At 71.7% G+C, this 22,591-nt stretch carries 16 protein-coding genes; 9 read left to right on the forward strand and 7 right to left on the reverse strand.

The annotated features are described in order from the left end of the window. Positions 1-90: 90 nt before the first annotated feature. Positions 91-873 (reverse strand): SDR family NAD(P)-dependent oxidoreductase, encoded by a 783-nt coding sequence (locus ACZ6TD_RS20760; RefSeq protein ID WP_471356126.1) that lies wholly within the window; start codon positions 871-873, stop codon positions 91-93. Positions 874-893: 20 nt separating this feature from the next. Further along, positions 894-1,856, reverse strand: a complete 963-nt coding sequence (locus tag ACZ6TD_RS20765; RefSeq protein WP_471356128.1) for an LLM class F420-dependent oxidoreductase — start codon at positions 1,854-1,856, stop codon at positions 894-896. Between the two features lie 254 nt (positions 1,857-2,110). On the opposite strand from ACZ6TD_RS20765, the gene ACZ6TD_RS20770 reads away from it, so the two are divergent. Further along, positions 2,111-3,154, forward strand: a complete 1,044-nt coding sequence (locus ACZ6TD_RS20770; RefSeq protein ID WP_471356130.1) for a helix-turn-helix domain-containing protein — start codon at positions 2,111-2,113, stop codon at positions 3,152-3,154. Between the two features lie 158 nt (positions 3,155-3,312). Here the strand turns inward: ACZ6TD_RS20770 and ACZ6TD_RS20775 are convergent, their stop codons facing one another. Continuing rightward, positions 3,313-4,551, reverse strand: a complete 1,239-nt coding sequence (locus tag ACZ6TD_RS20775) for an amidohydrolase family protein (protein ID WP_471356132.1) — start codon at positions 4,549-4,551, stop codon at positions 3,313-3,315. Between the two features lie 170 nt (positions 4,552-4,721). Here ACZ6TD_RS20775 and ACZ6TD_RS20780 point away from each other — a divergent pair, with 170 nt between their 5' ends. The 4 genes from ACZ6TD_RS20780 to ACZ6TD_RS20795 all read left to right on the forward strand — a co-directional run bounded on the left by ACZ6TD_RS20780 (position 4,722) and on the right by ACZ6TD_RS20795 (position 11,235). Further along, positions 4,722-7,121 (forward strand): tetratricopeptide repeat protein, encoded by a 2,400-nt coding sequence (locus ACZ6TD_RS20780; RefSeq protein WP_471356134.1) that lies wholly within the window; start codon positions 4,722-4,724, stop codon positions 7,119-7,121. Positions 7,122-7,271: 150 nt separating this feature from the next. Next, on the forward strand, positions 7,272-10,205 hold the full coding sequence (gene afsR / locus ACZ6TD_RS20785) for an SARP-family global regulator AfsR (protein ID WP_471356135.1): 2,934 nt from the start codon (positions 7,272-7,274) through the stop codon (positions 10,203-10,205). A gap of 304 nt (positions 10,206-10,509) precedes the next feature. Then, on the forward strand, positions 10,510-10,818 hold the full coding sequence (locus ACZ6TD_RS20790; RefSeq protein ID WP_471356138.1) for a hypothetical protein: 309 nt from the start codon (positions 10,510-10,512) through the stop codon (positions 10,816-10,818). Positions 10,819-11,055: 237 nt separating this feature from the next. Beyond that, positions 11,056-11,235, forward strand: coding sequence for a hypothetical protein (locus tag ACZ6TD_RS20795; RefSeq protein ID WP_471356140.1), 180 nt, complete (start codon positions 11,056-11,058; stop codon positions 11,233-11,235). A 106-nt stretch (positions 11,236-11,341) separates the two neighbouring features. Here ACZ6TD_RS20795 and ACZ6TD_RS20800 read toward each other — a convergent pair whose 3' ends face one another. Beyond that, positions 11,342-11,728 (reverse strand): hypothetical protein, encoded by a 387-nt coding sequence (locus ACZ6TD_RS20800; protein ID WP_471356142.1) that lies wholly within the window; start codon positions 11,726-11,728, stop codon positions 11,342-11,344. A gap of 355 nt (positions 11,729-12,083) precedes the next feature. On the opposite strand from ACZ6TD_RS20800, the gene ACZ6TD_RS20805 reads away from it, so the two are divergent. Continuing rightward, positions 12,084-14,582 carry a DUF6185 family protein gene (locus ACZ6TD_RS20805; RefSeq protein WP_471356144.1) on the forward strand — a complete coding sequence of 833 codons (2,499 nt, stop codon included), beginning with the start codon at positions 12,084-12,086 and terminating at the stop codon, positions 14,580-14,582. Here ACZ6TD_RS20805 and ACZ6TD_RS20810 read toward each other — a convergent pair. Continuing rightward, positions 14,572-16,194 carry a FadD3 family acyl-CoA ligase gene (locus tag ACZ6TD_RS20810; protein WP_471356145.1) on the reverse strand — a complete coding sequence of 541 codons (1,623 nt, stop codon included), beginning with the start codon at positions 16,192-16,194 and terminating at the stop codon, positions 14,572-14,574. The genes ACZ6TD_RS20805 and ACZ6TD_RS20810 overlap by 11 nt on opposite strands. A gap of 117 nt (positions 16,195-16,311) precedes the next feature. Here ACZ6TD_RS20810 and ACZ6TD_RS20815 point away from each other — a divergent pair, with 117 nt between their 5' ends. From ACZ6TD_RS20815 to ACZ6TD_RS20825, 3 genes are read left to right on the forward strand one after another with little or no spacing between them, the layout of a single operon-like run. Next, a complete protein-coding gene (locus ACZ6TD_RS20815) occupies positions 16,312-17,478 on the forward strand; it encodes a lipid-transfer protein (RefSeq protein ID WP_471356148.1) in 1,167 nt (388 codons plus the stop codon). Between the two features lie 28 nt (positions 17,479-17,506). Continuing rightward, positions 17,507-18,016: a Zn-ribbon domain-containing OB-fold protein gene (locus tag ACZ6TD_RS20820; protein WP_471356150.1), complete on the forward strand. Its 510-nt coding sequence runs from the start codon at positions 17,507-17,509 to the stop codon at positions 18,014-18,016. Further along, entirely contained in the window at positions 18,013-18,780 is a 768-nt protein-coding gene (locus ACZ6TD_RS20825; protein ID WP_471356152.1) for an enoyl-CoA hydratase/isomerase family protein, read from the forward strand. The genes ACZ6TD_RS20820 and ACZ6TD_RS20825 overlap by 4 nt, the downstream gene beginning before the upstream one ends. 32 nt (positions 18,781-18,812) lie before the next feature. On the opposite strand, the gene ACZ6TD_RS20830 is transcribed toward ACZ6TD_RS20825, so the two are convergent. Together ACZ6TD_RS20830 and afsK are read right to left on the reverse strand one after the other, a co-directional pair. Then, complete coding sequence (locus ACZ6TD_RS20830; protein WP_471356155.1) at positions 18,813-19,361, reverse strand: hypothetical protein; 549 nt, start codon at positions 19,359-19,361, stop codon at positions 18,813-18,815. Between the two features lie 375 nt (positions 19,362-19,736). Beyond that, positions 19,737-22,409: a protein serine/threonine kinase AfsK gene (gene afsK / locus ACZ6TD_RS20835; RefSeq protein ID WP_471356157.1), complete on the reverse strand. Its 2,673-nt coding sequence runs from the start codon at positions 22,407-22,409 to the stop codon at positions 19,737-19,739. Between the last annotated feature and the right edge of the window lie 182 nt (positions 22,410-22,591).

The following is a 22,591-nucleotide window of genomic DNA, read 5'->3' on the forward strand; positions in this document are numbered from 1 at the left end:
GATCTGACGGATCGTCAGATTTTGATTGACTCTGGCACCGCGTGCACGGACCGTCAAGGGCCGAGGCCGTGCCGGACCCGGAGGCCGGGCTCAGAAGACCGAGACGCCGGTCAGCCAGCCGCCGTCGACGACGAACGGCTGGCCGGTGACGTACGAGGAGTCCTCCGAGGACAGGAAGAGCGCCAGCCGCGCCACCTCCTCCGGGCGGCCGATCCGGCCCAGCGGCACCATCTTGCGGTAGAGCTCGTCGACCGCCGCCGACGCCTCGGTGGTGTCGGCGGCCGGGTCGAGCCGGGCCGGGTTGGTCATCGGGGTGTCGACCGCGCCCGGGCACATCGCGTTGACCCGGATGCCCTTGTCCGCGAGCTCCATCGCGGCCACCCGCGTCATCCCCACCACCGCCGCCTTCGTCGCGGCGTACGCGGTGAGCAGCGGCATACCGGCCAGCGCGACGTACGAGGCGGTGTTCACGATCGTCCCGCCGCCCGCCGCCGCCAGCTCCGGCGCCACCGTCCGCATCCCCAGGAACGTGCCGACCTGGTTGACCTGGACCACCTCCAGGTACTCCGCCAGCGGGGTGCCCACCAGCTCGTTGAAGCGGAGGATCCCGGCGTTGTTGACCAGGCCGTCCACCGCGCCGAAGGCGTCCTTGGCGGCCGCGACGGCGGCCGCCCAGTCGTCCTCGCGGCCCACGTCCAGATGGACGAAGCGGGCACCCTCCCCCAGCTCCTTGGCCAGCGCCTCGCCCGGCTCGTCCAGCACGTCGCCGAGGACCACGCGCGCGCCCTCGGCCGCGAACAGCCGCGCCTCCTGCTCACCCTGTCCGCGTGCCGCCCCGGTGATGATGACGACCCGCCCGTCCAGCTTGCCCATTCCGTTCTCCCTAGTCATCGCTAGTCATCGAGGTGCGGAGCGACATCGGCGGCGAAGGCCGCCATCTGGTCGGTCAGTTCGGTGTGGTCCCGGCAGCGGAACCGCACCTGGATCTGGTCCACCCCCATCGCGGCGTACGCGCGCAGGCTTTCCGCCAGCCGTTCCGGCGCGCCGGTCAGGGTCCGGCGCCCCACGTCCCAGCCGGGCTCGCCCACGTACAGCGGCTCGGTGATCGCGCCGATCTCGGCGGGCTCGTCACAGCCGCGATCGTGTTGGGCGGCTTCCTTCCGCAGCTCGCGCAGCCGGGCGATCTGGCCCGGCAGCCGGTCGCGGGGATCGCCCTGCGGCAGCCAGCCGTCGCCCCGGACCGCCGCCCGGCGCACCGCCGCGGGCGAGGAGCCGCCGATCCACAGCGGCGGCCGCGGCGTCTGGACGGGGCGCGGGGCCTGTCCGAGGCCGCTGAACGCGAACCGCCCGCCGCGGAAGTCGGGGAACTCCTCCGGTCCCAGCGCCGCCTTCAGCGCGTCGACCGTCTCGTCCAGCAGCGCCCCGCGCCGGGCGAAGTCCACCCCGAGCGCCTCGAACTCCTCCCGCACGTGCCCGGCCCCGACCCCGAGGATCAGCCGGCCGCCGGAGAGGTGGTCGAGCGTGGCGTACTGCTTGGCGGTCAGCAGCGGATGCCGCAGCGCGGCGACCGCCACATGGCTGAGCAGCCGCACCCGCTCGGTGGCCGCGGCGAGCCAGCCGAGGGTGGCCACCGGGTCGTACCAGACGGTGCCCATGGCCGCGGCCAGCCGCCGCGGGATCGCCACGTGGTCGCAGACGGCGAGGTACGCGAAGCCGAGCCGGTCGGCGGCGCGGGCGACCTCGAGCAGCTCGGCCGGGCCCGCCCCGGCCTCCCACGGCTCGGCGTAGAGGGTGGACTGCGACTGGATCGGCAGCTGCATGCCGTAGCTCAACCGGCCCCGGGGCAGGACGCGCATGCCGGGCCTCCTCGTCGGTGGACCGTCATCGTCGTATCTGACGTCGGACATGGTCGTATCTGACGGTCCATCAGACAAGGGGTGTGGCAGCCTCGTCCCGCCGCGCAACGCTTTGCTAGCGTACGGACGTTCGGACCTCGGGGCCCACCGCCCGCCTTCCCCGCCCGGGGGCCATCACGGGGCACCGGCAAGCGGGCGCACAGCAAGGGCGCACAGCAAGGGGGCACGGCAAGGGGCGCACAGAGGGGCATGTGATGATCGAGACGGTCTTCCGCTGCGAGGATCTGCCCAGAGCGGACCGCTTCGACTTCTGGCGCGAGCGGATGGCCCAGCTCATGGCGCCGATGGAGATGACCAGCGACCACACCCGGGACTTCCGCGGAGAGGTGCGCATCCTCCAGTTCGGCGCCGCCTCCGTGTGGCCCACGAAGTTCCGTGAGATGAACTTCCGGCGGACGCCCAAGCTCATCCGGCAGTCCGACCCCGAGCTGTACCACTTCTCGTTCATCCAGGAGGGAAACCTCCAGGTCTCCCAGTCCCGCCAGGAGGCCGCGCACAGCGCGGAGGGCCTCTATGTCGTCGACACCTCCCGGCCCTTCGACTGCCTGGCGTTCGGCGGACCTCCCGGAGGCGTGGGCCTGGAGATCCCCAAGGCCCTGATCCCGGTCCCGCACGACCGGATCGACCGGCTGCTCGCCCGGCCCATCCCGGCGCGCGAAGGGGTGGGCGCCCTGCTGACGGGGTTCCTCACCCGGCTCGCGGCGGACCGCTCCTTACGCCCCTCCGACGGGCCGCGCCTGGGGACCGTGCTGATCGACCTGGCGGCGGCGCTGCTCGCCCAGGCCGTCGAGGCCGACGACGCGCTGCCGCCCGAGACCCACCGGCACACCCTGGCCCTGCGGGTGCAGGGCTTCATCCTGCGGAACCTGTCCGACCCGGAGCTGTCACCGGCCACCATCGCCGCCGCGCACCACATCTCCGTCGGCTATCTGCACCGCCTCTTCCGGGCCCGCGACACCACGGTCTCCGCCTGGATCCGGCAACAGCGGCTGGACCGCGTCCGGCGCGACCTCACCGACCCCGGCCTGCGCACGGTCCGCATCCACGAACTCGCCGCCCGCTGGGGCTTCGCCCACCCCGCCGTCTTCAGCCGCGCCTTCCGCGCCGCGTACGGGATGCCGCCCAGTGACTACCGCCATCTGGCGCTTGTGTCCCGCGCGCCGGGCGCTGCCCCGCGACGCCCGGTGCGCGGGGACGCCCGGCCCTCCGCGCCGCCCACGGCCCCTGTCACGTCGTAAGGGGTGGGTGACGGCGTGAGGAGGCGGGGAGGGCCGATATGCCCCACAGCCTGCCGGAGGGTCCACTGATTGTCGTTGACCCGCAGTGACCGCTTTCTTGCTCCTCCGTGACCAGGCCGGCGCCGGGACCGACGCGCTACGCCCCCGGCACCGACGCGCTACGCCCCCGGCACCCCGGGCGCCCCCGCCCACAGCCCGTCCGCGGTGAGCCCCAGCAGCTCGATCGCGTTGCCGCGTACGATCCGCTCCACGACGTCCGGCGCCAGATGCCCCATCTGCGCCTCGCCGACCTCCCGGGACTTGGGCCAGGTGGAGTCCGAGTGCGGATAGTCGGTCTCGTACAGCACGTTGCCGACCCCGATGGCGTCGAGGTTGCGCAGCCCGAAGGCGTCGTCGAAGAAGCAGCCGTAGACGTGCTCGGCGAACAGCTCGGAGGGCGGGCGCAGCACCTTGTCGGCCACTCCGCCCCAGCCCCGGTTCTCCTCCCACACCACATCGGCGCGCTCGAGGATGTAGGGGATCCAGCCGATCTGGCCCTCCGCGTACATCACCTTCAGGTTCGGGAAGCGCTCGAACTTCCCGCTCATCAGCCAGTCGACCATCGAGAAGCAGCAGTTGGCGAAGGTGATCGTGGAGCCGACCGCGGGGGGCGCGTCCGCGGAGGTCGAGGGCATCCTGGAGGAGGAGCCGATGTGCATCGCGATGACCGTGCCGGTCTCGTCGCACGCGGCGAGCAAGGGGTCCCAGTCGTCGGTGTGGATCGAGGGCAGCCCCAGGTTCGGCGGGATCTCCGAGAAGCAGACGGCCCGCACCCCGCGCGCCGCGTTCCGCCGCACCTCGGCGGCGGCCAGCTCGGCGTCCCACAGCGGGATGATGATCAGCGGGATCAGCCTGCCCCGGGCCTCGGGGCCGCACCACTCCTCCACCATCCAGTCGTTGTACGCCCGGACCCCGAGCAGCCCCAGCTCGCGGTCGGCGGCCTCGGTGAAGGTCTGCCCGCAGAAGCGGGGGAAGGTCGGGAAGCAGAGCGCCGACTGGACGTGGTTGACGTCCATGTCCGCGAGCCGGTCCGGCACCGAGAAGGAGCCCGGCCGCATCTGCTCGTAGGTGATCGCCTCCAGCTTGACCTCGTCCCGGTCGTATCCGACGGCGGTGTCCAGCCGGGTCAGCGGCCGGTGCAGCTCCTCGTACACCCACCAGTCCGCGAGCGGCCCGTCGTCCCCGAGCGCGCCCATCTTCGGGGCGAACTTGCCGCCGATGAAGGTCATCTCCTTCAGCGGCGCCCGGACGATGCGCGGCCCGCTGTCGCGGTACTTCGACGGGAGCCGGTCCCGCCAGACGTGAGGGGGCTCAACCGTGTGGTCGTCCACCGAGATTATCTTCGGGAAGCTCTCCATGACTGCACGGTAGCGCCGATCTGACGGATCGTCAGCTATCGCGGCACGCCGCACCGCCGTCCGGCACGAGGCCGTCGGTCGTCCGGCGCGCGGTCGTCGGTCACCCGGCGCGCGGCCTGGACAGACGCGCTCTTTACTGACGAATAACCGGTCGACCGGGCAGACTGGCCGTGCAGGGAAACGTAAGCGCGGGGGGCACCATGGTCGGCGACAAGCGGCTTGGGGATCGGGAATGGCTCATCGCGGCAGAGTTCGCCGAGCCCACGGCACTGCACGGGCCCACGACACCCCATGAGCCCACGGCACTCGGCGACCCCACAGCACTCCACGACCCCCCGGCGGCGGACGCCCCCCTCGTGCGCCCCGCCCAACTTCCCGCCGCGACTACGGACTTCACCGGCCGCGCCGACGCCGTACGGGAGCTGAGCGGCCTGCTGGCCGCCCGGGACGGCGCTCCTCCCGTCCTCGCCGTCTCCGGCATCGGGGGCATCGGCAAGACGGCCCTGGCCGTCCATGTGGCCCACGCGGCCCGCCGCCACTTCCCCGACGGGCAGCTCTATGTGGACCTCCGGGGCGCGGGCCCCTCCCCCGCCGAGCCCGACGCCGTACTGGCCGCCTTCCTGCGCTCCCTCGGCATCCCGGACGCCGCCATCCCGGACGGCACCGAGGAACGCACCGCGCTCTACCGCTCGGCACTCGCGGGCCGCCGGGTCCTCGTCCTGCTGGACAACGCCCGGGACGCCGACCAGATCCGGCCGCTCCTGCCCGGCGACGGCCCGCACGACAGCGCGACCCCGCACGGCTGCCCGGCCCCGCACGGCAGCGCGACCCTGATCACCGGCCGGGCGACCATGGCCGGCCTGGACGGCGCCCATCTGGTCGATCTGGACGTGATGAACCCGGAGGAGGCGTTCTCCCTCTTCGCGCTCATCGTGGGCGAGGAGCGGGCGGCCGTCGAGCGCGAGGAGGTGATGGACGTCCTGGCGTCCTGTGGCTTCCTGCCGCTCGCGATCCGCATCGCCGCCTCCCGGCTCGCCTCCCGGCGCACCTGGACGGTGTCCGTGCTGGCCCGCAAGCTGGCCGACGAGCGGCGCAGGCTGGACGAGCTGAGGGCCGGCGATCTGGCGGTCAAGGCCAGTTTCGAGCTCGGCTACGGCCAGCTCGACCCGGAGCAGGCGCGGGCGTTCCGGCTGCTCGGGCTGGCCGGGGGGCCGGACATCTCGCTGCCCGCCGCGGCGGCCGTGCTCGGCCTGGACGACGCCGCCTCCCGGACGCTCATGGAATCGCTGGTCGGCACCTCGCTCCTGGAGCCCACCGTGCCGGGGCGCTATCGCCTCCACGACCTCCTGCGGCTGTACGCGCGGGCGTGCGCGGAGCGGGACGACCTCCCCGAGGCGGAGCGGGAGGCCGCGCTCTCCCGGCTGCTGGACTTCTATCTGGCCACCGCGGCACGGGTCTACGCCGCCGAGCGGCCGGGCGACCGCACCGTCGAGCACCTCGCGCCCACGACCCGTCCGGGCCTCACCTTCGAGTCGTCCGGGGCCGCGCTGGACTGGCTGTTCACCGAGGCGGACTGTCTGATCGCCTGCGCCCGGCAGTGCGTCGCCGACGGCCGGCGCCGCCGCGTGGCCGACCTGCTGACCGCCGCCCTGGACCTCGCCGAGTCGGGGGCCAGGTCGTACCAGTACGAGGGGGTGGCCGAGGCGATCATTGAATCGGCTCGGTCGGCGGGGGACGTGCGCACCGAGGCACGGGCACGGGCCACCCTCGGGAATCTGTACTACTTCACCGGCCGGTTCGAGCCCGCCGAGCGGGAGCTGGAGCGGGCGCTGGACCTGGAGCTGACCGCGAGGGACCCGATGCTCGCCAGCCGCGTTCCCAACCGGCTCGGCAGCATCGTCCTGGACCAGGGCCGCAGGGAGGAGGCCGAGGCGTACTTCAACCGGGCGCTCGCCGCCTTCCGCGCCGACGCCAACGAGGCCGGTGAGGCCAGCGCCCTGTCCAACCTCGCCCGCGTCCACATCGACAAGGGCCGCGCCCAGGCCGGGGTGGAGCTGGCCGAACAGGCGCTCGCGATCTACCAGCGGCTGGGCGCCTCGCTGCGCCTGGCCAACGGGCGGTACACGCTCGGGATAGCGCTGACCCGTACGGGCCGGCTGGACGAGGCCCTGGCCCATCTGACCCAGGCTCTGGGCATATTCCGGGACACCCGCCAGCAGCTGTGGGAGGGAATGGCCCATTTCCGGCTTGCCGAAACCCATCTGGCCGCAGGCCGTGCGGCCCGGGCCGCATGGCACGCCGAGAGGTCGCTGGCCATGCAGGGCCTGTGCGGCGAATGGCGCCGCGGGTCGCTGCTGACGGTCCTGGGCAAGGCGCTGTCCGCGGTCGGCCAGACCGATCGGGCCAGGGAGTACTGGCAGGAAGCGCTGGCCATCTACCAGCGCCTGGGGTCGCCGGAGCGCGAGGAGGTGAGCGCGCTGATGGGGGCCTCGTCGATCTCGTCGGCCGCGCCGCCCCACGGCGCCGCCCGCCTCCACCCCGACCCTCCCGGGGGCATGACGACCCGTTGACCGCCGTCCGTTCCGATCTGACGATGTGCCAGCCATATGAAGTCGGACAACTCTGGTGGGCCTTGTGGAGACCGCTGGCCCCTACTGACGTAACCGCCGCCGACAAGGCAAACTGACCCGTGCGACTGGGAAGCACAGGCAGGGGGAGACATGGCCCGCGACAAGGAGCAGGCGCAGCGGCAGCACATGCGCTTCACCGTGCTCGGACCGGTCCGGGCGTGGCGGAGCGAACAGCAGCTCAGCACCGGCTCACCGCAACAACGAGCGCTGCTGGCCGCGCTGTTGCTGCGGGGCGGAAGAACCGCGACGGCGCCGGAGCTGATCGACGCCCTCTGGGGAGACGACCCCCCGGACGCGGCGATCGCCGCGCTGCGCACGTACGCCTCCCGGCTGCGCAAGGCGTTCGGGCCCGACTCCGAGGTGCTGGCCAGCGAGTCGGGCGGGTACGCGATCCGCGTCGGTCTCGGCGCCCTGGACATCGACGTGGTCGAGCAGCTGGCCGCGGAGGCGGAGAAGGCCCAGCACTCGGGGGACCGGCTGCGGGCGCGCGAGCTGTTCGGCAAGGCGCTGGACCTGTGGGACGGCGAGCCGCTGGCCCAGGTGCCGGGGCCCTATGCGGAGACACAGCGGGTGCGGCTCACCGAGCGGCATCTGTCCCTGGTCGAGGCGCGCCTGGACCTCGACCTGGAGCTCGGCCACCACGCGGAGGCCGTCTCCGAGCTGACCGCCCTGACCGCCGCCCATCCACTGCGGGAGCGGCTGCGCGAACTGCTGATGCTGGCCCTCTACCGCAGCGGACGGCAGGCCGAGGCGCTCGCCGTCTACACCGACACCCGCCGGCTGCTCGCCGAGGAGCTGGGCGTGGACCCCTGCGCGGAGCTCTCCGAGCTCCAGCAGCGCATCCTCCAGGCCGATGCCGAGCTCGCCGCGCCCAGCGCCGCCGCGGAGCAGCCCCCGGCCGGTCCGGTCTTCGTACGGCCCGCGCAGCTCCCGGCCTCGGTCTCGGACTTCACGGGCCGAGTGGCCTTCGTGAAGGAGCTGGGCGACCACCTGGCCACCGCCGAAGGGCATGTCATGGCCGTGTCAGCGGTCGCGGGGATCGGCGGGGTCGGCAAGACCACCCTCGCCGTCCACGTGGCGCACACCGCGCGCCACCACTTCCCGGACGGCCAGCTCTACGTGGACCTCCAGGGCGCGGGCCCGGCCCCGGCCGAGCCGGAGGCGGTCCTCGGATCCTTCCTGCGGGCCCTGGGCACACCGGACTCCAGCATCCCCGACGGCGTCGAGGAGCGCGCCGCCCTCTACCGCTCCACGCTCGATGGCCGCCGCGTGCTGACGCTGCTGGACAACGCCCGGGACGCGGCCCAGGTGCGTCCGCTGCTGCCCGGTACGGAGGGCTGCGCCGCCCTCGTCACCAGCCGGATCCGGATGGTCGACCTGGAGAGCGCCCACCTGGTCGACCTGGACGTGATGAGCCCGGAGGAGGCCCTCGCCCTCTTCACCCGGATAGTGGGCGAGGAGCGCGTCGTCGGCGAGCGCGACGCGGCCATGGACGTCGTCGCCGCGTGCGGCTTCCTGCCGCTCGCGATCCGCATCGCCGCCTCCCGCCTCGCCGCCCGCCGCACCTGGACCGTGTCCGTCCTCGCCCGCAAGCTGGCCGACGAGCGGCGGCGCCTGGACGAGCTGCGGGTGGGCGATCTTGCGGTCAAGGCCACCTTCGAGCTGGGGTACGGCCAGTTGGAGCCCCAGCAGGCACGGGCGTTCCGGCTGCTGGGCCTGGCCGAGGGGCCCGACATCTCGCTGGCGGCGGCCGCGGCCGCCCTCGACCTCGATGCCGACCGCGCCGAGGACCTCCTGGAATCCCTGGTCGACACCAGCCTGCTGGAGTCCGCCGCGCCCGGCCGCTACCGCTTCCACGACCTCGTGCGCCTCTTCGCGCGCGCCTGCGCCGAGCGCGATGAGCAGCCGCCCTCCGAGCGGGACGCGGCGATGTCGCGCCTCCTGGACTTCTACCTGGCGACGGCGGCCGAGGTCTACGGTCTTGAGCGGCCCGGCGACCGGCTGGTGGACCACCTGGAGACGACGCGCTACCCCGGCCTGGCCTTCCCGGACCGTGAGGCCGCGCTGGACTGGCTCTTCGCCGAGTCCGACCCGCTGCTCGCCTGCGCCCAGCAGTCGGCCGCCCGCCCGGACACGCTGCGCCGCGCCGCGGACCTCTTGATGGCGGCCGTCGACCTGGCCGAGTCCGGGGCCAATTCCCGCCAGTACGAGATCACCGCGGTCGCCATCAGCGACGCGGCGCGGGCGCAGGACGACGCCCACGCGGAGGGCCGCGCCCGCACCTTCCTCGCCCATGTGCGCAGCCTGGCGGGCCGTTACGACCAGGCCGACGACGAGGCCCGCCGGGCCGCGGCGCTGGGGCTGGCCGCCGACGACCCGGTCCCCGCCTGCCGCGCCCTGAACCAGCGCGGCATCATCGCGCTCGTCCAGCAGCGGCTCAACGAGGCGGAGACCCATCTCCTCCAGGCCATCACCGCCTTCCGGAAGGACCGCAACGCGCCGGGCGAGGCCAGCGCCCTGTGCAACCTGTCGCGCGTCCACCTGGAGCTGGCCCGGGTGGCGAGCGCCGTCGAACTGGCCCGGCAAGGCGTCAAGATCTACGAGGACCTGGGGCGCACCCTGCGCCTGGCCAACGGCAAGTACGCGCTCGGCCTGGTCCTGACCCGGGCGGGGCGCCCGGACGAGGCGCTCGCGCACCTGACGGACGCCCTGTCCCTGTTCCACGAGAGCCGTCAGCCCCTGTGGGAGGGGATGACGCACCAGCGCATCGCGGAGGCCCACCTCACGGTGAACCGGCCGGCGCAGGCCGCTTCGCACGCCGAACAGGCCCTCGCCCTGCGCGGCATCGGCGGCGAATGGCGGCGGGCGATCGTGCTGACCGTGCTGGGCAAGGCGCTCATCGCGATCGGCCAGACCGGCCGCGCCGAAGCCTGCTGGCGCGAGGCGCTGTCCATCCACGAGCAGTTGGGTGCTGCCGAGGCGGACGAGGTGCGCGGGCTCCTGGAGCCCGCGGCGGCCGCGTAACGGGCCCGCCGGCCGCGTAACCGGCGGCGCGGCGGCGGTATCGAGCGGCGCGTCGGCCGTGTCGGGCGGCACGGCGGCGGTCCCGCAATGGGCGGCACGGCCGCATAACGCCTGCCCCGATACCGCGTTCATCAATCGTTTATCGCCGACGGTCAGTCTTGAAGCAGTCGATCCGTCCCCGCGGGGGGCAGACGGGTCGGTTGTCGGGACTCACCACTTGCGTGAGCAGCCCTGAGATGCCCGTCCGGCGGTCCACGGGGGAGTCGCCGGGCGGGCGTCGCCACACAACCTGCCGCCCTATCCCATGGAGCTGATCCTCATGACCCAGGACAAGAAGCCCGAGTCCGACGCCTACCGGCCGCTCGACGAGCACGCGCCCGCGCCGCCGCAGCTCACCACCCAGGACGAGCACGCGCCCGCCCCGAGGCCGCTGGCCACCAAGGATGAGCACGCCCCTGTGCCGCAGCAGCTCTCCACCCAGGACGAGCACGCGCCGGCGCCCAAGCCCCTGGTCGCCAAGGACGAGCACGCGCCCGTGCCGCCGCAGCTCTCCACGCAGGACGAGCACGCGCCCGCCCCCGCCCCTCTGACCGCCGAGAACAAGACGGCGTAAGGGGTAGGCGGCTGGCAGGCAGGACCAACACACAGGGCCCACGGGGGCACTTCGCAGGGATCGGTCCGTCGATGGCCCGGAGGGGGAGCCATCGGCGCCGATCCCTGCTGTCGCGTGGATCGCATGACGAGGTATTTCCTCAACTCGAACCCATTTTCGGTGAGAATGGCTTACAAACGGGCACTTCATCATTAGATTTCTTTTTGGATAGCAATCTTGCTTCTCATGGAGAGTCATATGACCAGAACAAAGAAGATCCTCGTCGCGTTCGCCATCGCAACTGCCGCCGCCCTCAGCGCCTCAGCCCCGGCCGTCGCCGACGAGCACATGCCGACGACGCCCGGCCAGTCCGTAACGGCGGAGCAGGAGGGTCTGTTGAGCGTGCAGGACGAGCACATGCCCGTCGCCCCCCGGTGAGCGGTGAGGGGCCGAACCGGAGGCTCGGCCCCTCATGAGGCCCGTCGCCATCAGGCGACGGGCCTCAGTGCTTGGAAGCGATCGCGCTCCTCAGCTACCGCGCTCCTCAGCGATCGCGCCCCGGGCACAGGCTGACCACATCGCACTGCAGGATCACCTGGTAGGGGCCGCCTTCGAACTCCGCGCCCTTCGCGTGCGGGACGTTCGGCAGGAATCGCCATTGCGAGGGCTTGGCATGCCGGGTCCCGCTCGCCTTCTCGACGCGGATGTTCAGGGTGCGGGTCTCGGGGTCGTTCGTCTCGACCAGAACCTCGTCCGCGCCGAGCGGGAAGTGATCGTGCAGCAGGCACAGGCCGAAACGGTCGAGGTTGCCGTGTTTCTCCAGCACCGCGATGAGGTCGCGGACGAACTCCGCGTCCCGCGGGCCCAGCCCTTCGGCTTCCTCGAACCCGGGAAGTGCAGGCCGTTGCTGGGTCGCATTTTTACCGGCCATAAGCCCACTCCTATGGTCAACGGATCAGCTTATGCACTCTTAAAAGATCGTAAGCGCCCCTGTGGGGTGCCGCAAATCCAGAGCTTTCCGCTCACCATGCGGCCAACTGATGGGATCTTTGCCCATCATTGCGCGTCCACACCGGGCCTGTGGCTTCCGGATGAGTAGGTATGCGCACTGTAGGTCAATCATGCGCGTGTAGCGGAGCGAACGTATGGCGGCAAACCGGTGGCGGCGCTGGCTCGGGCTGTTGGTCATGGTGGCGGGGTGGTGGGCGGTATGCGATACGGAGGCCCACGGAGCCGGGCGTGACCTATGTGACACGGCGCGAGCGGGCAAGTTGCAGGCTCGTTCCGTGCTGCGGTTCTCCCATCATGGACAGACATTCGTCCAGGCCCAGGCAGACACGGACGTGACCGTGCCGGATAAGTGGCGGCTGGCGAACCAACTTCCGCTCGGCGAGAAATCCAAGCGGTATCGGCGGGCGATGCGCTGTCTGCTGCGCGCGCAGACAAAGCCCAATACCACGCCCACCTGGAAGGACGAGTGGCGCCTCCATAGTCCGGAGGTGAAGACCGCGCCGAAGGGACATGGGGTCACGGTCCGCTACAAGGCATTCGCCTTGATCAGGCATACGGGAGAGACTCAGATCGGACCGTGGTACATCGATGCGAGGAAGCCTGATCATCCATGGCATGCCACTTTTCAGCCGGCCAAGCTGGGCAAGGTGCTGGCAAGCGCCCACTGGAAGCAGGTGGAAGTCCGGCTTGACGGGCTTGAGGCAAGTGATGTGCGCCCCAAAACCGCCGCATACACGGGAAAGAACAGGTGGGTATGGGACAAACGCCGGCACCCTCCTCATGTACGGGTCGACGTGTTCCCACCTTGGCACGCCGCCTTCGCGTTGGAGAATCGTGGGTCCACCCTCAGCAGACTGGGCCTCATCTTGTGGTGGGTATGCGGCTCAGCGGCATTGGCACTCGCGGTACTTCGTACCGCTCCGCGCTCACCTTCACCGCCGAGACCGTCGGAGCGGTTTTGGCGGTGGCCGCCATGGCGAGTCCCTGCCGTCAGCGACGGTTCCAAACGGGGCCTCGCCAGGACAGCCTTGTGGTGGGCCGGGCTCAGCGCGGCTCTGGGCCTTGGCCTTGCCCTGCTGATCCCAGGGACGAAGGGCCTCAGCGTTTTGCCTACCCTGGCCGGCATTGCCGCAGGATTGGTGCTCATCCTCGCAGCGCGCCCCTGGCTCCCCGGCCGGTCAACGGATAAGCCGAAGTGGCCGACCAGCAAGCTGAACCGTCGGGGCCGGGCATTTACCCGCAACGTAATTCTGATTTCCCTCAGCCTGACCGTCCTCGGCCTGGTGGCGGTTCTGGCCCCTGGCGCCGTGGACCTGCCGGGCGAACTGGCACCACCCGACGCATACACCATCACACTCATGCTGCTGCAACTGGTGATGGTGTGGTTGTGGCTGATCGCGATGGCGGCATGGGCGTGGCGGTTCGTGAGGGACGGAGGGCTGGCCCGCGCATCCTGGACGGCGGCATGGGACACGGCCACCATCCGTTTCATGGCCGCTTCCGTGGCTGTATTGGCTGTGGTCGCCATCGTGATGTTGTATGCGTACCGGTGGTCCGTCGAGCTGAATTGGCGACGCGCCAACTGGCTCCTGGAACATGACCCCACTTATGACCGAGCCCACGACCAGAATCTGCACAATACTCTTGCTGGTTTCGGGTCGATTGGACTTTCCTGGGCATACACCCACACATGGATCCTGACGACCATCGCACTGGTGGCTCTGCTGAACAGCCGTGCCGATGCCGCGCGGTCCGAGCCGAATACGGAGCAGGTCTCGCTGGGGCCTTCGCGTAACGACATGCGGCTGACCGCCGTTGTCTTCGCCCTCGCCGTGGTGACGCGGGCCCAACTGTTCGCAGGTTCCTCCTTGCTGCTGACTGTCTGGCTGCTGCTGAATATCGCGGCCGTCTACGCCGTGCGAGCGACAGGCCGACGTTGGTCTGTGCTCCACCAGGCGGGCGGAGCCTTCCTCACCCAGACGTTGGGCACCGCGCAGGGTCGTCGGGACATGCTGGAGAAGGCGCATCAGTACCGTAATCTCCACCATCGGCTCCGGCTTGTGGATCAGGGCCACACGGAACAGTACATGACCCGCGAGGCGCTGGAGGACCGGCTTCGACGGCTGCGACGTTGGCGCCCTCCCGGATATGATCGGGGCTTTCTCCCCGACCAGGTCTCTGTTGTCGATGTGGCCCTGAGCTGGGGGCCGCACGACAAATGGTGGGACAACGCCCTGCACGGTGCGCGTATCGCCTTTCTCTTCGGAATCCCCTCCAGCGCCATGATTGTCTGGGCGAATTACTTCAAAAGTCCCAAGCAGCTCCTGCTCACGAGCGCAAGCGCGACAGGGCTGCCGGACATCGCGGCGTGGTTCGTCACCTGGCAGATCACCTGGGCGGGGGCCGGTCTGGTCCTGGGAGCGCTGTGGCGTGTACTGCCCGGTCACCGTGGGCCCATGCGTGCGCTGAGCCTGACCATCGCCTATGCCATCCCCATCGGCGTCGGCGCCCTGGTCAACCGCATCACTGATACGGAGCTCGGCAATGCCGTCCTCAGCATCTCCCTCATGCTCATCGTTCTGACTCTGACCAGCCTCTGGATGGACATGGCGACTTTCAGCGGAGAGAGACAACTGTGGCCGACGCGCCTGAGCCTCCTGCTGTCGATCTACCAGGTACGCACCCTTTCCGTGCACGCCACCTTCCTCATCGCCCAATTCGCCGCTGCGGCTGCCATTTGGAACAACCTCGCAGGCCCACCGCTCAAGCCCTAGCGACCCCGTTCCAGTCCGCCCGCAGCTTCGCCTTGAGGACCTTCCCACTCGCATTGCGCGGAAGCTCCGTCAGGAACTCCACCTGCCGCGGCACCTTGTAGTTGGCCATCTCGCGGCGCGACCAGGCGATCAGGTCGTCCGCCGTCAGCGTCGAGTCCGGGCGGCGGACCGCGTACGCCTTGGCCACCTCGCCCAGGCGCGGGTCCGGGATGCCGACCACGGCGACGTCGGCCACATCGGGGTGGCGGGCGATGAGTTGCTCGATCTCGGCGGGGTAGGCGTTGAAGCCGCCGACGATGAACATGTCCTTGATGCGGTCGGTGATGCGCAGATTGCCCTGCTCGTCCATCACCCCGACATCGCCCGTGCGCAGCCAGCCGTCGGGGGTGATGGTGCGGGAGGTGGCGATCGGGTCCTCGAAGTAGCCGGACGTGACGTGGTAGCCGCGGACCCAGACCTCGCCCGGCCGACCCGGGGGGAGTTCGCGTCCGGTGGCCGTGGCGATCTTGACTTCGGTGTCCGGGATCGCGCGGCCCGCCGTACCCGCGACGACCTCGGGCGGATCGCCGCGACGGCACATGGTGACGGTGCCGGACGCCTCCGTCAGGCCGTACGCCGTCAGCACGGTGGCGACCCCGAGCTCCGAGCGCAGGCGCTCCACCAGCTCCAGCGGGACCACGGCGGCGCCGGTGACGACCAGGCGCAGGGTGGACAGGTCGTGGGCGGCGCGGGAGGGGTGGTCGAGCAGGGACTGGTGGAGGGTGGGCGGGCCGGGAAGGACGGTGATGCGCTCGGCGGCGATATTGGCCAGGGCCGTCTCCACGCTGAAGACCGGCTGCGGCACCATCGTCGCGCCGCGGCTCAGACAGGCGATGATGCCCGCCTTGTAGCCGAAGGTGTGGAAGAACGGGTTCACGATGAGATAGCGGTCGCCCGCCGTCAGCCCCGTGATCTCGCTCCAGGTGTCGAAGACCCGCACGGTCTGGGAGTGCGTGGTCACCACACCCTTGGGGTGGCCGGTGGTGCCGGAGGTGAAGGTGATGTCGGAGGGGTCCACGGGGCGCACCGCCCGCGCCCGGGAGAGGACCTCCTCGCGCGGCACGGCGTCGCCCAGCGCCAGGAAGTCCTTCCAGGTGCGGAAGTCCTCCGGGCCGTTGTCGGCGAGGACGACCACCTCCCGCAGATAGGGCAGGCCCGGCAGGGGACCGTGACCCGGCCCCTCCCCCGCCGCCCGGCGCAGCGACGCCACGTACGAGGTGCCCAGGAAGGTGCCGGTGATGAACAGATGCGTGGCCCGGGTGCGGCGCAGCACATACGCCGCCTCGGCGCCCTTGAAGCGGGTGTTGACCGGGACCAGCACCCCGCCCGCGGTGACCGCGCCGAGCGCCGCCACGATCCAGTCGGTGGTGTTGGGCGCCCAGATCGCGGCGCGGTCGCCCGGTTCGAGGCCCGAGGCGACGCACGCGGCCGCCGCGCGCTCGATCCGGGCGCCGAGCTCCGCGTACGAGATCCGGGCGCGGCCCTCGACGACGGCCTCGGCCGAGCCGTACCGCTCGACCGCCGCCCGGATCAGGGCCGGGATGGTGTGTTGCCCCTGCTCCATCTGTTCCATCGGACCGCTCCCCTCCCCGGAACCCGGGACGGACGACCCCAGTAGCTGACTACCCGTCAGATTAGCGGTAGCCTTCCCCGCTGTCAGCACCGGTGAACGCGACCCGAGGAGGCGGCCATGGGGGCGGCAAGGGCGACAGCGACCTTGAAGGACGCGACGGCGATAGCCGGTATCGGGCAGACCCCCTTCGCCAAACGCCTCCCCGAGTCCGAGAAGACCCTGGCCTGCCGGGCGATCCTGGCCGCGCTCGACGACGCGGGCATCGCCCCGTCCGAGGTGGACGCCTTCGCCTCGTACACCATGGAGGAGACCGACGAGGTCGAGATCGCCAAGGCCATCGGCGCCGGGGACGTGACCTTCTTCGGCAAGGTCGGCTACGGGGGCGGCGGTTCGTGCGCGACCGTCGCGCATCTGGCCGCCGCGGTCGCCACCGGACAGGCGAGCGTCGGGGTGGCCTGGCGGTCGCGGAAACGCGGCAGCGGGCCGCGCCCCTGGACCAACACCCAGGTGCAGTTGCCCGCCCCGGCCCAGTGGACCCGGCCGTACGGGCTGCTGCGCCCGGCCGATGAGATCGGGCTGCTGGCCCGGCGCTATATGCACGAGTACGGCGCGACCCGCGATCACTTCTTCAATGTGGCGCTGGCCTGCCGCAACCGGGCCAACCAGAACCCCGCCGCGATGATGTACGACCGCCCGCTGACCCGCGAGATGTATATGACCGCGCGCTGGATCAGCGAACCGCTCTGCCTCTTCGACAACTGCCTGGAGACCGATGGCGCGCTGGCCTGTGTGGTGGTGTCGGCCGAGCGGGCACGCGACTGCCGGCACCGGCCCGTGTACGTCCACTCCGCCGCCCAGGGGCTGCCGGCCCAGCACCACGGGATGGTCAACTACTGGAACGACGACCCGCTCACCGGCCCCTCCTGGACCGCCGCCCGCCGGCTGTGGAAAACCGCCGACTTCGGGCCGCAGGACGTGGATGTCGCGCAGATCTACGACGCCTTCACCCCGCTGATCCCGCTCTCCCTGGAGGGCTACGGCTTCTGCGCCCGCGGCGAGGGCGCCGCCTTCACCGAGGGCGGCGCACTGGAGATCGGCGGACGGCTGCCGCTCAACACCGGCGGGGGCGGCCTCAGCGAGGCGTACGTCCATGGCTTCAACCTCATCACCGAGGGGGTCAGACAGCTGCGCGGCACCGGCACCGCCCAGGTCCCCGGCGCCACGACCTGCCTGGTCACGGCGGGTGAGGGGGTGCCCACATCGGCCCTGCTGCTGAGGAGCTGAGCGACGGCATGACACGGACGGAGGCACCATGACGCAGACGGACACGACGAGGGACACGACCGCGGAAACGACGGCGGCCGCGAGTGGCGGGGGCGACCGGGCCGATGGGCTGCTGGCACCCGTGCCCGACGACGACGGGGCGCCCTTCTTCGCCTACGCGGCGCGCGGCGAACTGCGCGTCCAGTGCTGCGCCGGCTGCGGCGAACCGCGCTTTCCGCCCCGGCCCTGCTGCCCGCACTGCCAGTCCTTCGAAAGCCTGTGGAAAAAGCTGAGCGGCCGTGGCCGGATCTGGTCGTATGTGCTGCCCCATCCCCCGCTGTTGCCCGCCTACGCGGCACAGGCGCCGTACAACGTCGTCCTCGTGGAGCTCACGGACGCCCCGCGCATCCGGCTGGTGGGCAATCTGGTGGCCTTCGCCGACGCCGCGCTGAACTCGGTCCCGCCGGAGCGGATCCGCATCGGCGCGCCCGTGAAGGCCGCCTTCCATGAGACGGACGGCGGGCTCACGGTGGTGCGCTGGCTGCTGGAGCGGCCATGACGGTCCGCACCCGGGTGGAGGAGCACGGCGTCGCGGTCGTCACCCTCGACCGGCCCGAGCGGCACAACGCCATCGACCTGGAGACGGCCTCGGAACTGACCGCCGTATGGCGGCGCTTCCGCCGGGACGACGCGGTCCGGGCCGTCGTCCTCACCGGTGCGGGCGGCCGGGCCTTCAGCACCGGCATCGACCGCTCGGTGGAGGTCGCGCAGCCGCCGTCGCCCTACGCGATGGACGATCCGCTGCGCACCGTCGGGCCCAAGGCGAACGACCTGTGGAAGCCGGTGGTCGCGGCGGTGGCCGGGATGGCCTGCGGCGGGGCGTTCTATCTGCTGGGCGAGGCCGAGTTCATCGTCGCCGACGAGACGGCGACCTTCTTCGATCCGCACACCAGCTATGGGATGGTCAGCGCCTATGAGGCCGTCTATATGGCACAGCGGATGCCCATGGGCGAGGTCGCGCGGATGGCGCTGATGGGGACGGCGGAACGGCTCTCGGCCCGGCGGGCCTACGAGACCGGCCTGGTCAGCGAGGTGGCCCCGGCCGGTGATGCCCTTACGGCGGCCATCCGCGCCGCGTCGGTCATCGCGTCGTACCCGACGGAGGCGGTGCAGGGCACCGTAAGGGCGCTATGGGCGGCGAAGGAGGCGGCGCTCGCCCAGGCGCTCGCCCAGGCCCCGCAGTTGATCGCGCTGGGCAATCTGCCGCCGGGGCGCCAGGCCGCGCTCTTCGCGGCCCGCACGCCCGGCTTCCGTACCCGGTGAGGCCGTCCGCCTCGGATCGATCGGCTCGGGCCTCAGGTGGAGCTCGGGTACTTGAGCGCCGAGGTGACCTTGCAGGTGAAGGACGTCTGCTCGGTGAGGGTGCGGTAGGAGGTGGCGTTGAGGGTCTGGCTGCTGCCGGACGCCACGGTGACGGACTTGTAGTCGGAGCCCAGCAGGCTGCCGCCGTTCTGGTCCTCCCACTCGATGGTGATCGAGTAGTGCATGGACTGCGTCTCGGGGTTCCTGAGGTTGAGGGTGTACTGGAACGAACGGGTCGACTCGTCGTAGTCGCAGCCGGTGGCGGTGATGTCGTTCGTGCCGTCCGAGTTGTAGGTGGCCGGCGCGGAGTAGGTGTATGACGGCGTGGGGGCGTCGTAGGACGGCACATCGGAGGGCGCGCCACTGGGCAGATCCGTGGGCAGTCCGCTGGGGAGGTCGGTGGGACCGGACGCCGGGTTGTCGTGGCCCCCGCTCCCGCCCGAGACGAACCCCCCGAGGCCGCCGTCGTGGCTTCCGCCCTTCTTCTTTCCGCAGCCGGTCAGCGCGATGAGCCCGACCAGGGCGACGGCGCATATGCGCATGGAACGGCGTTGCATGGTATTACCCCCGTTGAAAAGGCACATTCAAGCCAACCGTGCCTGTTGACAAGTGCACGCCACCCTAGCAACGGGTTTTCCTACCCCAAAGTCACCTGCGGGCGCGCCTGTCCCGGCTCTCAGAGGACGGAGACGACCTCACACCGCACCATGGTTCCCCGAAGACCGCGCAGAGTTACCCATCGACCTCCCGGCTCCCAGGAGGCCGATGAACGCCCGCAACCGTAGCGGCGATTGTCATGGACACGGCCTGCGCCTGCCGCTCCTTGGAGCGTCGCCACGTGCCGCCTCACCGCCTCGCCACGGCACCGGTTCGCCACGGCACCGCCTGTCCGCGTCGCCGCCTCGCCCCGGGGTCGGTCAGGCCCGGCCGCCCGACGGGCGGGACTGCCCCGTGCCCTTGACCGCGTCCAGCGCGTAGACGCAGCGGTCCTTGCTGCACGCGTACACCACGCCCCCGGCGGCCACCGGGGACCCGGTGATCTCGCCGCCGGTCGCCAGCTTCCAGCGCAGCTGTCCGCCCGCCGCGTCCACCGTGTAGAGGCAGTGGTCGGCCGAGCCGAAGTGGACCCGGCCGTCGGCGACCACCGGCGAGCCGATGACCTCGCCGCCCGCCGCGAACCGCCACTTGGGCGTGCCGGTGACCGCGTCGAGCGTGTAGAGCGCGGTGCCGCTGCCCAGATGGACCGAGCCGTCGGCCACCAGCACCGGCTCGATCGACTGCCGGGCCTCGGTGGCGATGCGCCAGCGGTCGCGGCCGTTCGCCGCGTCCAGCGCGTACACCGTGCCCAGATAGTCGGCGATGTAGATACCGCCGCCGGTGACCGCGGGCCCCGGCGCGTACGCGGGAGCGCACAGGAAGACGGCGGGCGCCTCGAAACGCCACCGCACATCCCCGCGGGCGACGTCGAGCGCGAGCACCCGCGTCCCCGCCGAGACGTAGACCACCCCGTCGGGCGCCGCCAGCAGACGCAGCGGCACCCCGCCGCACGACGCCGCGTCGCCCACCGGATACGACCAGCGCTCCGCGCCGGTGCGCGCCTCCAGGGCGCGCAGCCGCGCGTCCGCCCATACGTACACCGTGCCGTCGTGGACGACCGGGCCGGACTCGGGCGTCTCGAAGTCGGTCTGGAGACCCTGCATCTCCCACAGCAGCTCGCCGTTGGCCGCCTCCCACGCCTGGACGCCACCGCCGCGCGTACCGGTGACGACCGTCCCGCGGTCGACCTTGAGGGAGTAGACCCAGCCGTCGGTGGACAGCCGCCAGCGCTCGGCGCCGTCCTCCGCGTCCAGCGCGTACAGCGTGGGGCCGTCGGAGGCGTGGATCCGGCCGTTCGCCACGGCCATCGCCCATGCCACGTCGCGGGTCTTGAACTGGCGCCGCCCGGTGCCCACGTCCAGCGCGTGCACCTCGAACGAGGTCACGTAGAGCAGATCGCCGGCGACCGCCGGGGTGCCCCATACGTCGTTGGACATGCGGAACCGCCACGGGCGCCAGCGGCCGTGCCCGGCTCCGCCGGGCGGCTCGGGCGGCTCGGCCGACGGGGAGTGGGTCGGCGGCGGGACGGCGGCCGTGCCGTCGCCCCCGTTCAGCCCTCCGCTCGTCACCCCGGTCGGCGGGCGCACCCAGCCGGTGGCGGGCCCGGTGCCGTGCTGCGCCTGCGGGTCCCGCGCGTCGGCGGCCCGGAGCCCCGGGCCGATCGGGACCTGAGAACCGGGCAGCCGCACCGACCCGTCGGCCCCGGCGGGCGCCGGGGCGGGCGCCGCGGCGGACGGGGCAGCGGCGGCGGACGGGGCGGCATGCCGCCCGGGCCCGATGGAGCCCAGCGCGCTGGGCGGGCTCGCGGCCTCCGGCGCGCGCAGGCCGCCGCGCGGATCACCCACGCCCACGGGCTCCCAGCCGCTCGGACCGGCGGGCCCGCCCGCGGCGGCGCCGTGCCGCCCGCCATGGCCGTCCGCGGCGGCTCCCGCGGCGGGGGCGTACGAGGGCGGCGGCGTGGGCGGGCGCTCGGGCGGGAGCGGCGCGGAGGGGCGGCTGCCCGCGCTCGCGGCGCTTCCTGCGCTGCCCGGGTTTCCGGCGTTCCCGCCGGGGCGGCCGCCTCCGGCCGCGGGCCGGGAGGAGCCGCGCACCTGGTTGCGGCCGCTGCGCTTGCGCTCGATGAGCGCGACGGCGCCGGGCGGCAGCCAGGCCGAGGCCGTACCGCTGTCATCGGCGTTGGAGGCGAACAGATGCGGGGCGAGCTGGGACTGCAGATCGGCCGGGGAGGGCCGCCGCTCGGGCTCCATCTGCATGCACGACTCGATCAGCGGCCGCAGCTCATCGGGCAGCCCGGCCAGATCGGGGCCCTCGCGCAGCAGCATGAACACGGTCTCCACCGGGTTGGCGCCGTGGAAGGGCGCGTGCCCGGTGGCCGCGAAGGTCAGGGTCGAGCCGAGCGAGAAGATGTCGCTCGCCCCCGTCACACTGCGCGAGTCGCGCGCCTGCTCGGGGGACATGTAGGCGGGGGTGCCGACCGCGACGTTGGTCATCGTCAGCCGGGTGTTCGAGACACCGGAGGCGATACCGAAGTCGATCACGCGCGGGCCGTCCTCGACGACCAGCACATTGGACGGCTTCAGATCCCGGTGGACCAGGCCCGCGCCATGGATGGACTGCAGTGCCTCGGCGACCCCGGCCGCCAGCCAGCGCACCGCCTGGGCCGGCATCGGCCCGCACTCGTTGACGATTTCCTCGAGGGAGGGCGCCGGCACATAGGCCGTGGCCAGCCACGGCACCGCGGCACGCGGATCGGCGTCCACGACCGCTGCCGTGTAGAAGCCGCTGACCGCGCGGGCCGCCTCCACCTCACGGGTGAATCGGACACGGAACAGCTGGTCCTCGGCGAGCTCGGTCCGGACCGTCTTGATCGCGACCCGTCGGCCCGATGCCGAGCGGGCCAGATAGACCAGCCCCATGCCGCCCGCGCCGAGACGGCCGAGCACCTCGAAAGGGCCGATCCGCCTCGGATCGTGCTGCGTCAGCTGCTCCACCACTTGCCTGCCACCTCCCCGTGGGGGCTTGAAAAAATACAGCCCCGTGCAGCGTCTCACCGACAAACCAACCGGCGGCACGCATCCTGCATTCTCTCTGGCGAAGGCGGCGGTTGCGAACCCGGGGGCGATTCGTCGTGTCATCGGGCGATACGGAGCCGGGGTCCGTCCGGTTCGACCGGGGA

The sequence above is a fragment of the Streptomyces yongxingensis genome (assembly GCF_055597465.1).

Excerpts from the sequence above, each read along its gene's own strand:
- ACZ6TD_RS20760 (WP_471356126.1), bottom strand. The coding sequence starts at position 873 with ATGGGCAAGCTGGACGGGCGGGTCGTCATCATCACCGGGGCGGCACGC.
- ACZ6TD_RS20765 (WP_471356128.1), bottom strand. The coding sequence starts at position 1,856 with ATGCGCGTCCTGCCCCGGGGCCGGTTGAGCTACGGCATGCAGCTGCCG.
- ACZ6TD_RS20770 (WP_471356130.1), top strand. The coding sequence starts at position 2,111 with ATGATCGAGACGGTCTTCCGCTGCGAGGATCTGCCCAGAGCGGACCGC.
- ACZ6TD_RS20775 (WP_471356132.1), bottom strand. The coding sequence starts at position 4,551 with ATGGAGAGCTTCCCGAAGATAATCTCGGTGGACGACCACACGGTTGAG.
- afsR (WP_471356135.1), top strand. The coding sequence starts at position 7,272 with ATGGCCCGCGACAAGGAGCAGGCGCAGCGGCAGCACATGCGCTTCACC.
- ACZ6TD_RS20790 (WP_471356138.1), top strand. The coding sequence starts at position 10,510 with ATGGAGCTGATCCTCATGACCCAGGACAAGAAGCCCGAGTCCGACGCC.
- ACZ6TD_RS20795 (WP_471356140.1), top strand. The coding sequence starts at position 11,056 with ATGACCAGAACAAAGAAGATCCTCGTCGCGTTCGCCATCGCAACTGCC.
- ACZ6TD_RS20800 (WP_471356142.1), bottom strand. The coding sequence starts at position 11,728 with ATGGCCGGTAAAAATGCGACCCAGCAACGGCCTGCACTTCCCGGGTTC.
- ACZ6TD_RS20810 (WP_471356145.1), bottom strand. The coding sequence starts at position 16,194 with ATGGAACAGATGGAGCAGGGGCAACACACCATCCCGGCCCTGATCCGG.
- ACZ6TD_RS20815 (WP_471356148.1), top strand. The coding sequence starts at position 16,312 with ATGGGGGCGGCAAGGGCGACAGCGACCTTGAAGGACGCGACGGCGATA.
- ACZ6TD_RS20820 (WP_471356150.1), top strand. The coding sequence starts at position 17,507 with ATGACGCAGACGGACACGACGAGGGACACGACCGCGGAAACGACGGCG.
- ACZ6TD_RS20825 (WP_471356152.1), top strand. The coding sequence starts at position 18,013 with ATGACGGTCCGCACCCGGGTGGAGGAGCACGGCGTCGCGGTCGTCACC.
- ACZ6TD_RS20830 (WP_471356155.1), bottom strand. The coding sequence starts at position 19,361 with ATGCGCATATGCGCCGTCGCCCTGGTCGGGCTCATCGCGCTGACCGGC.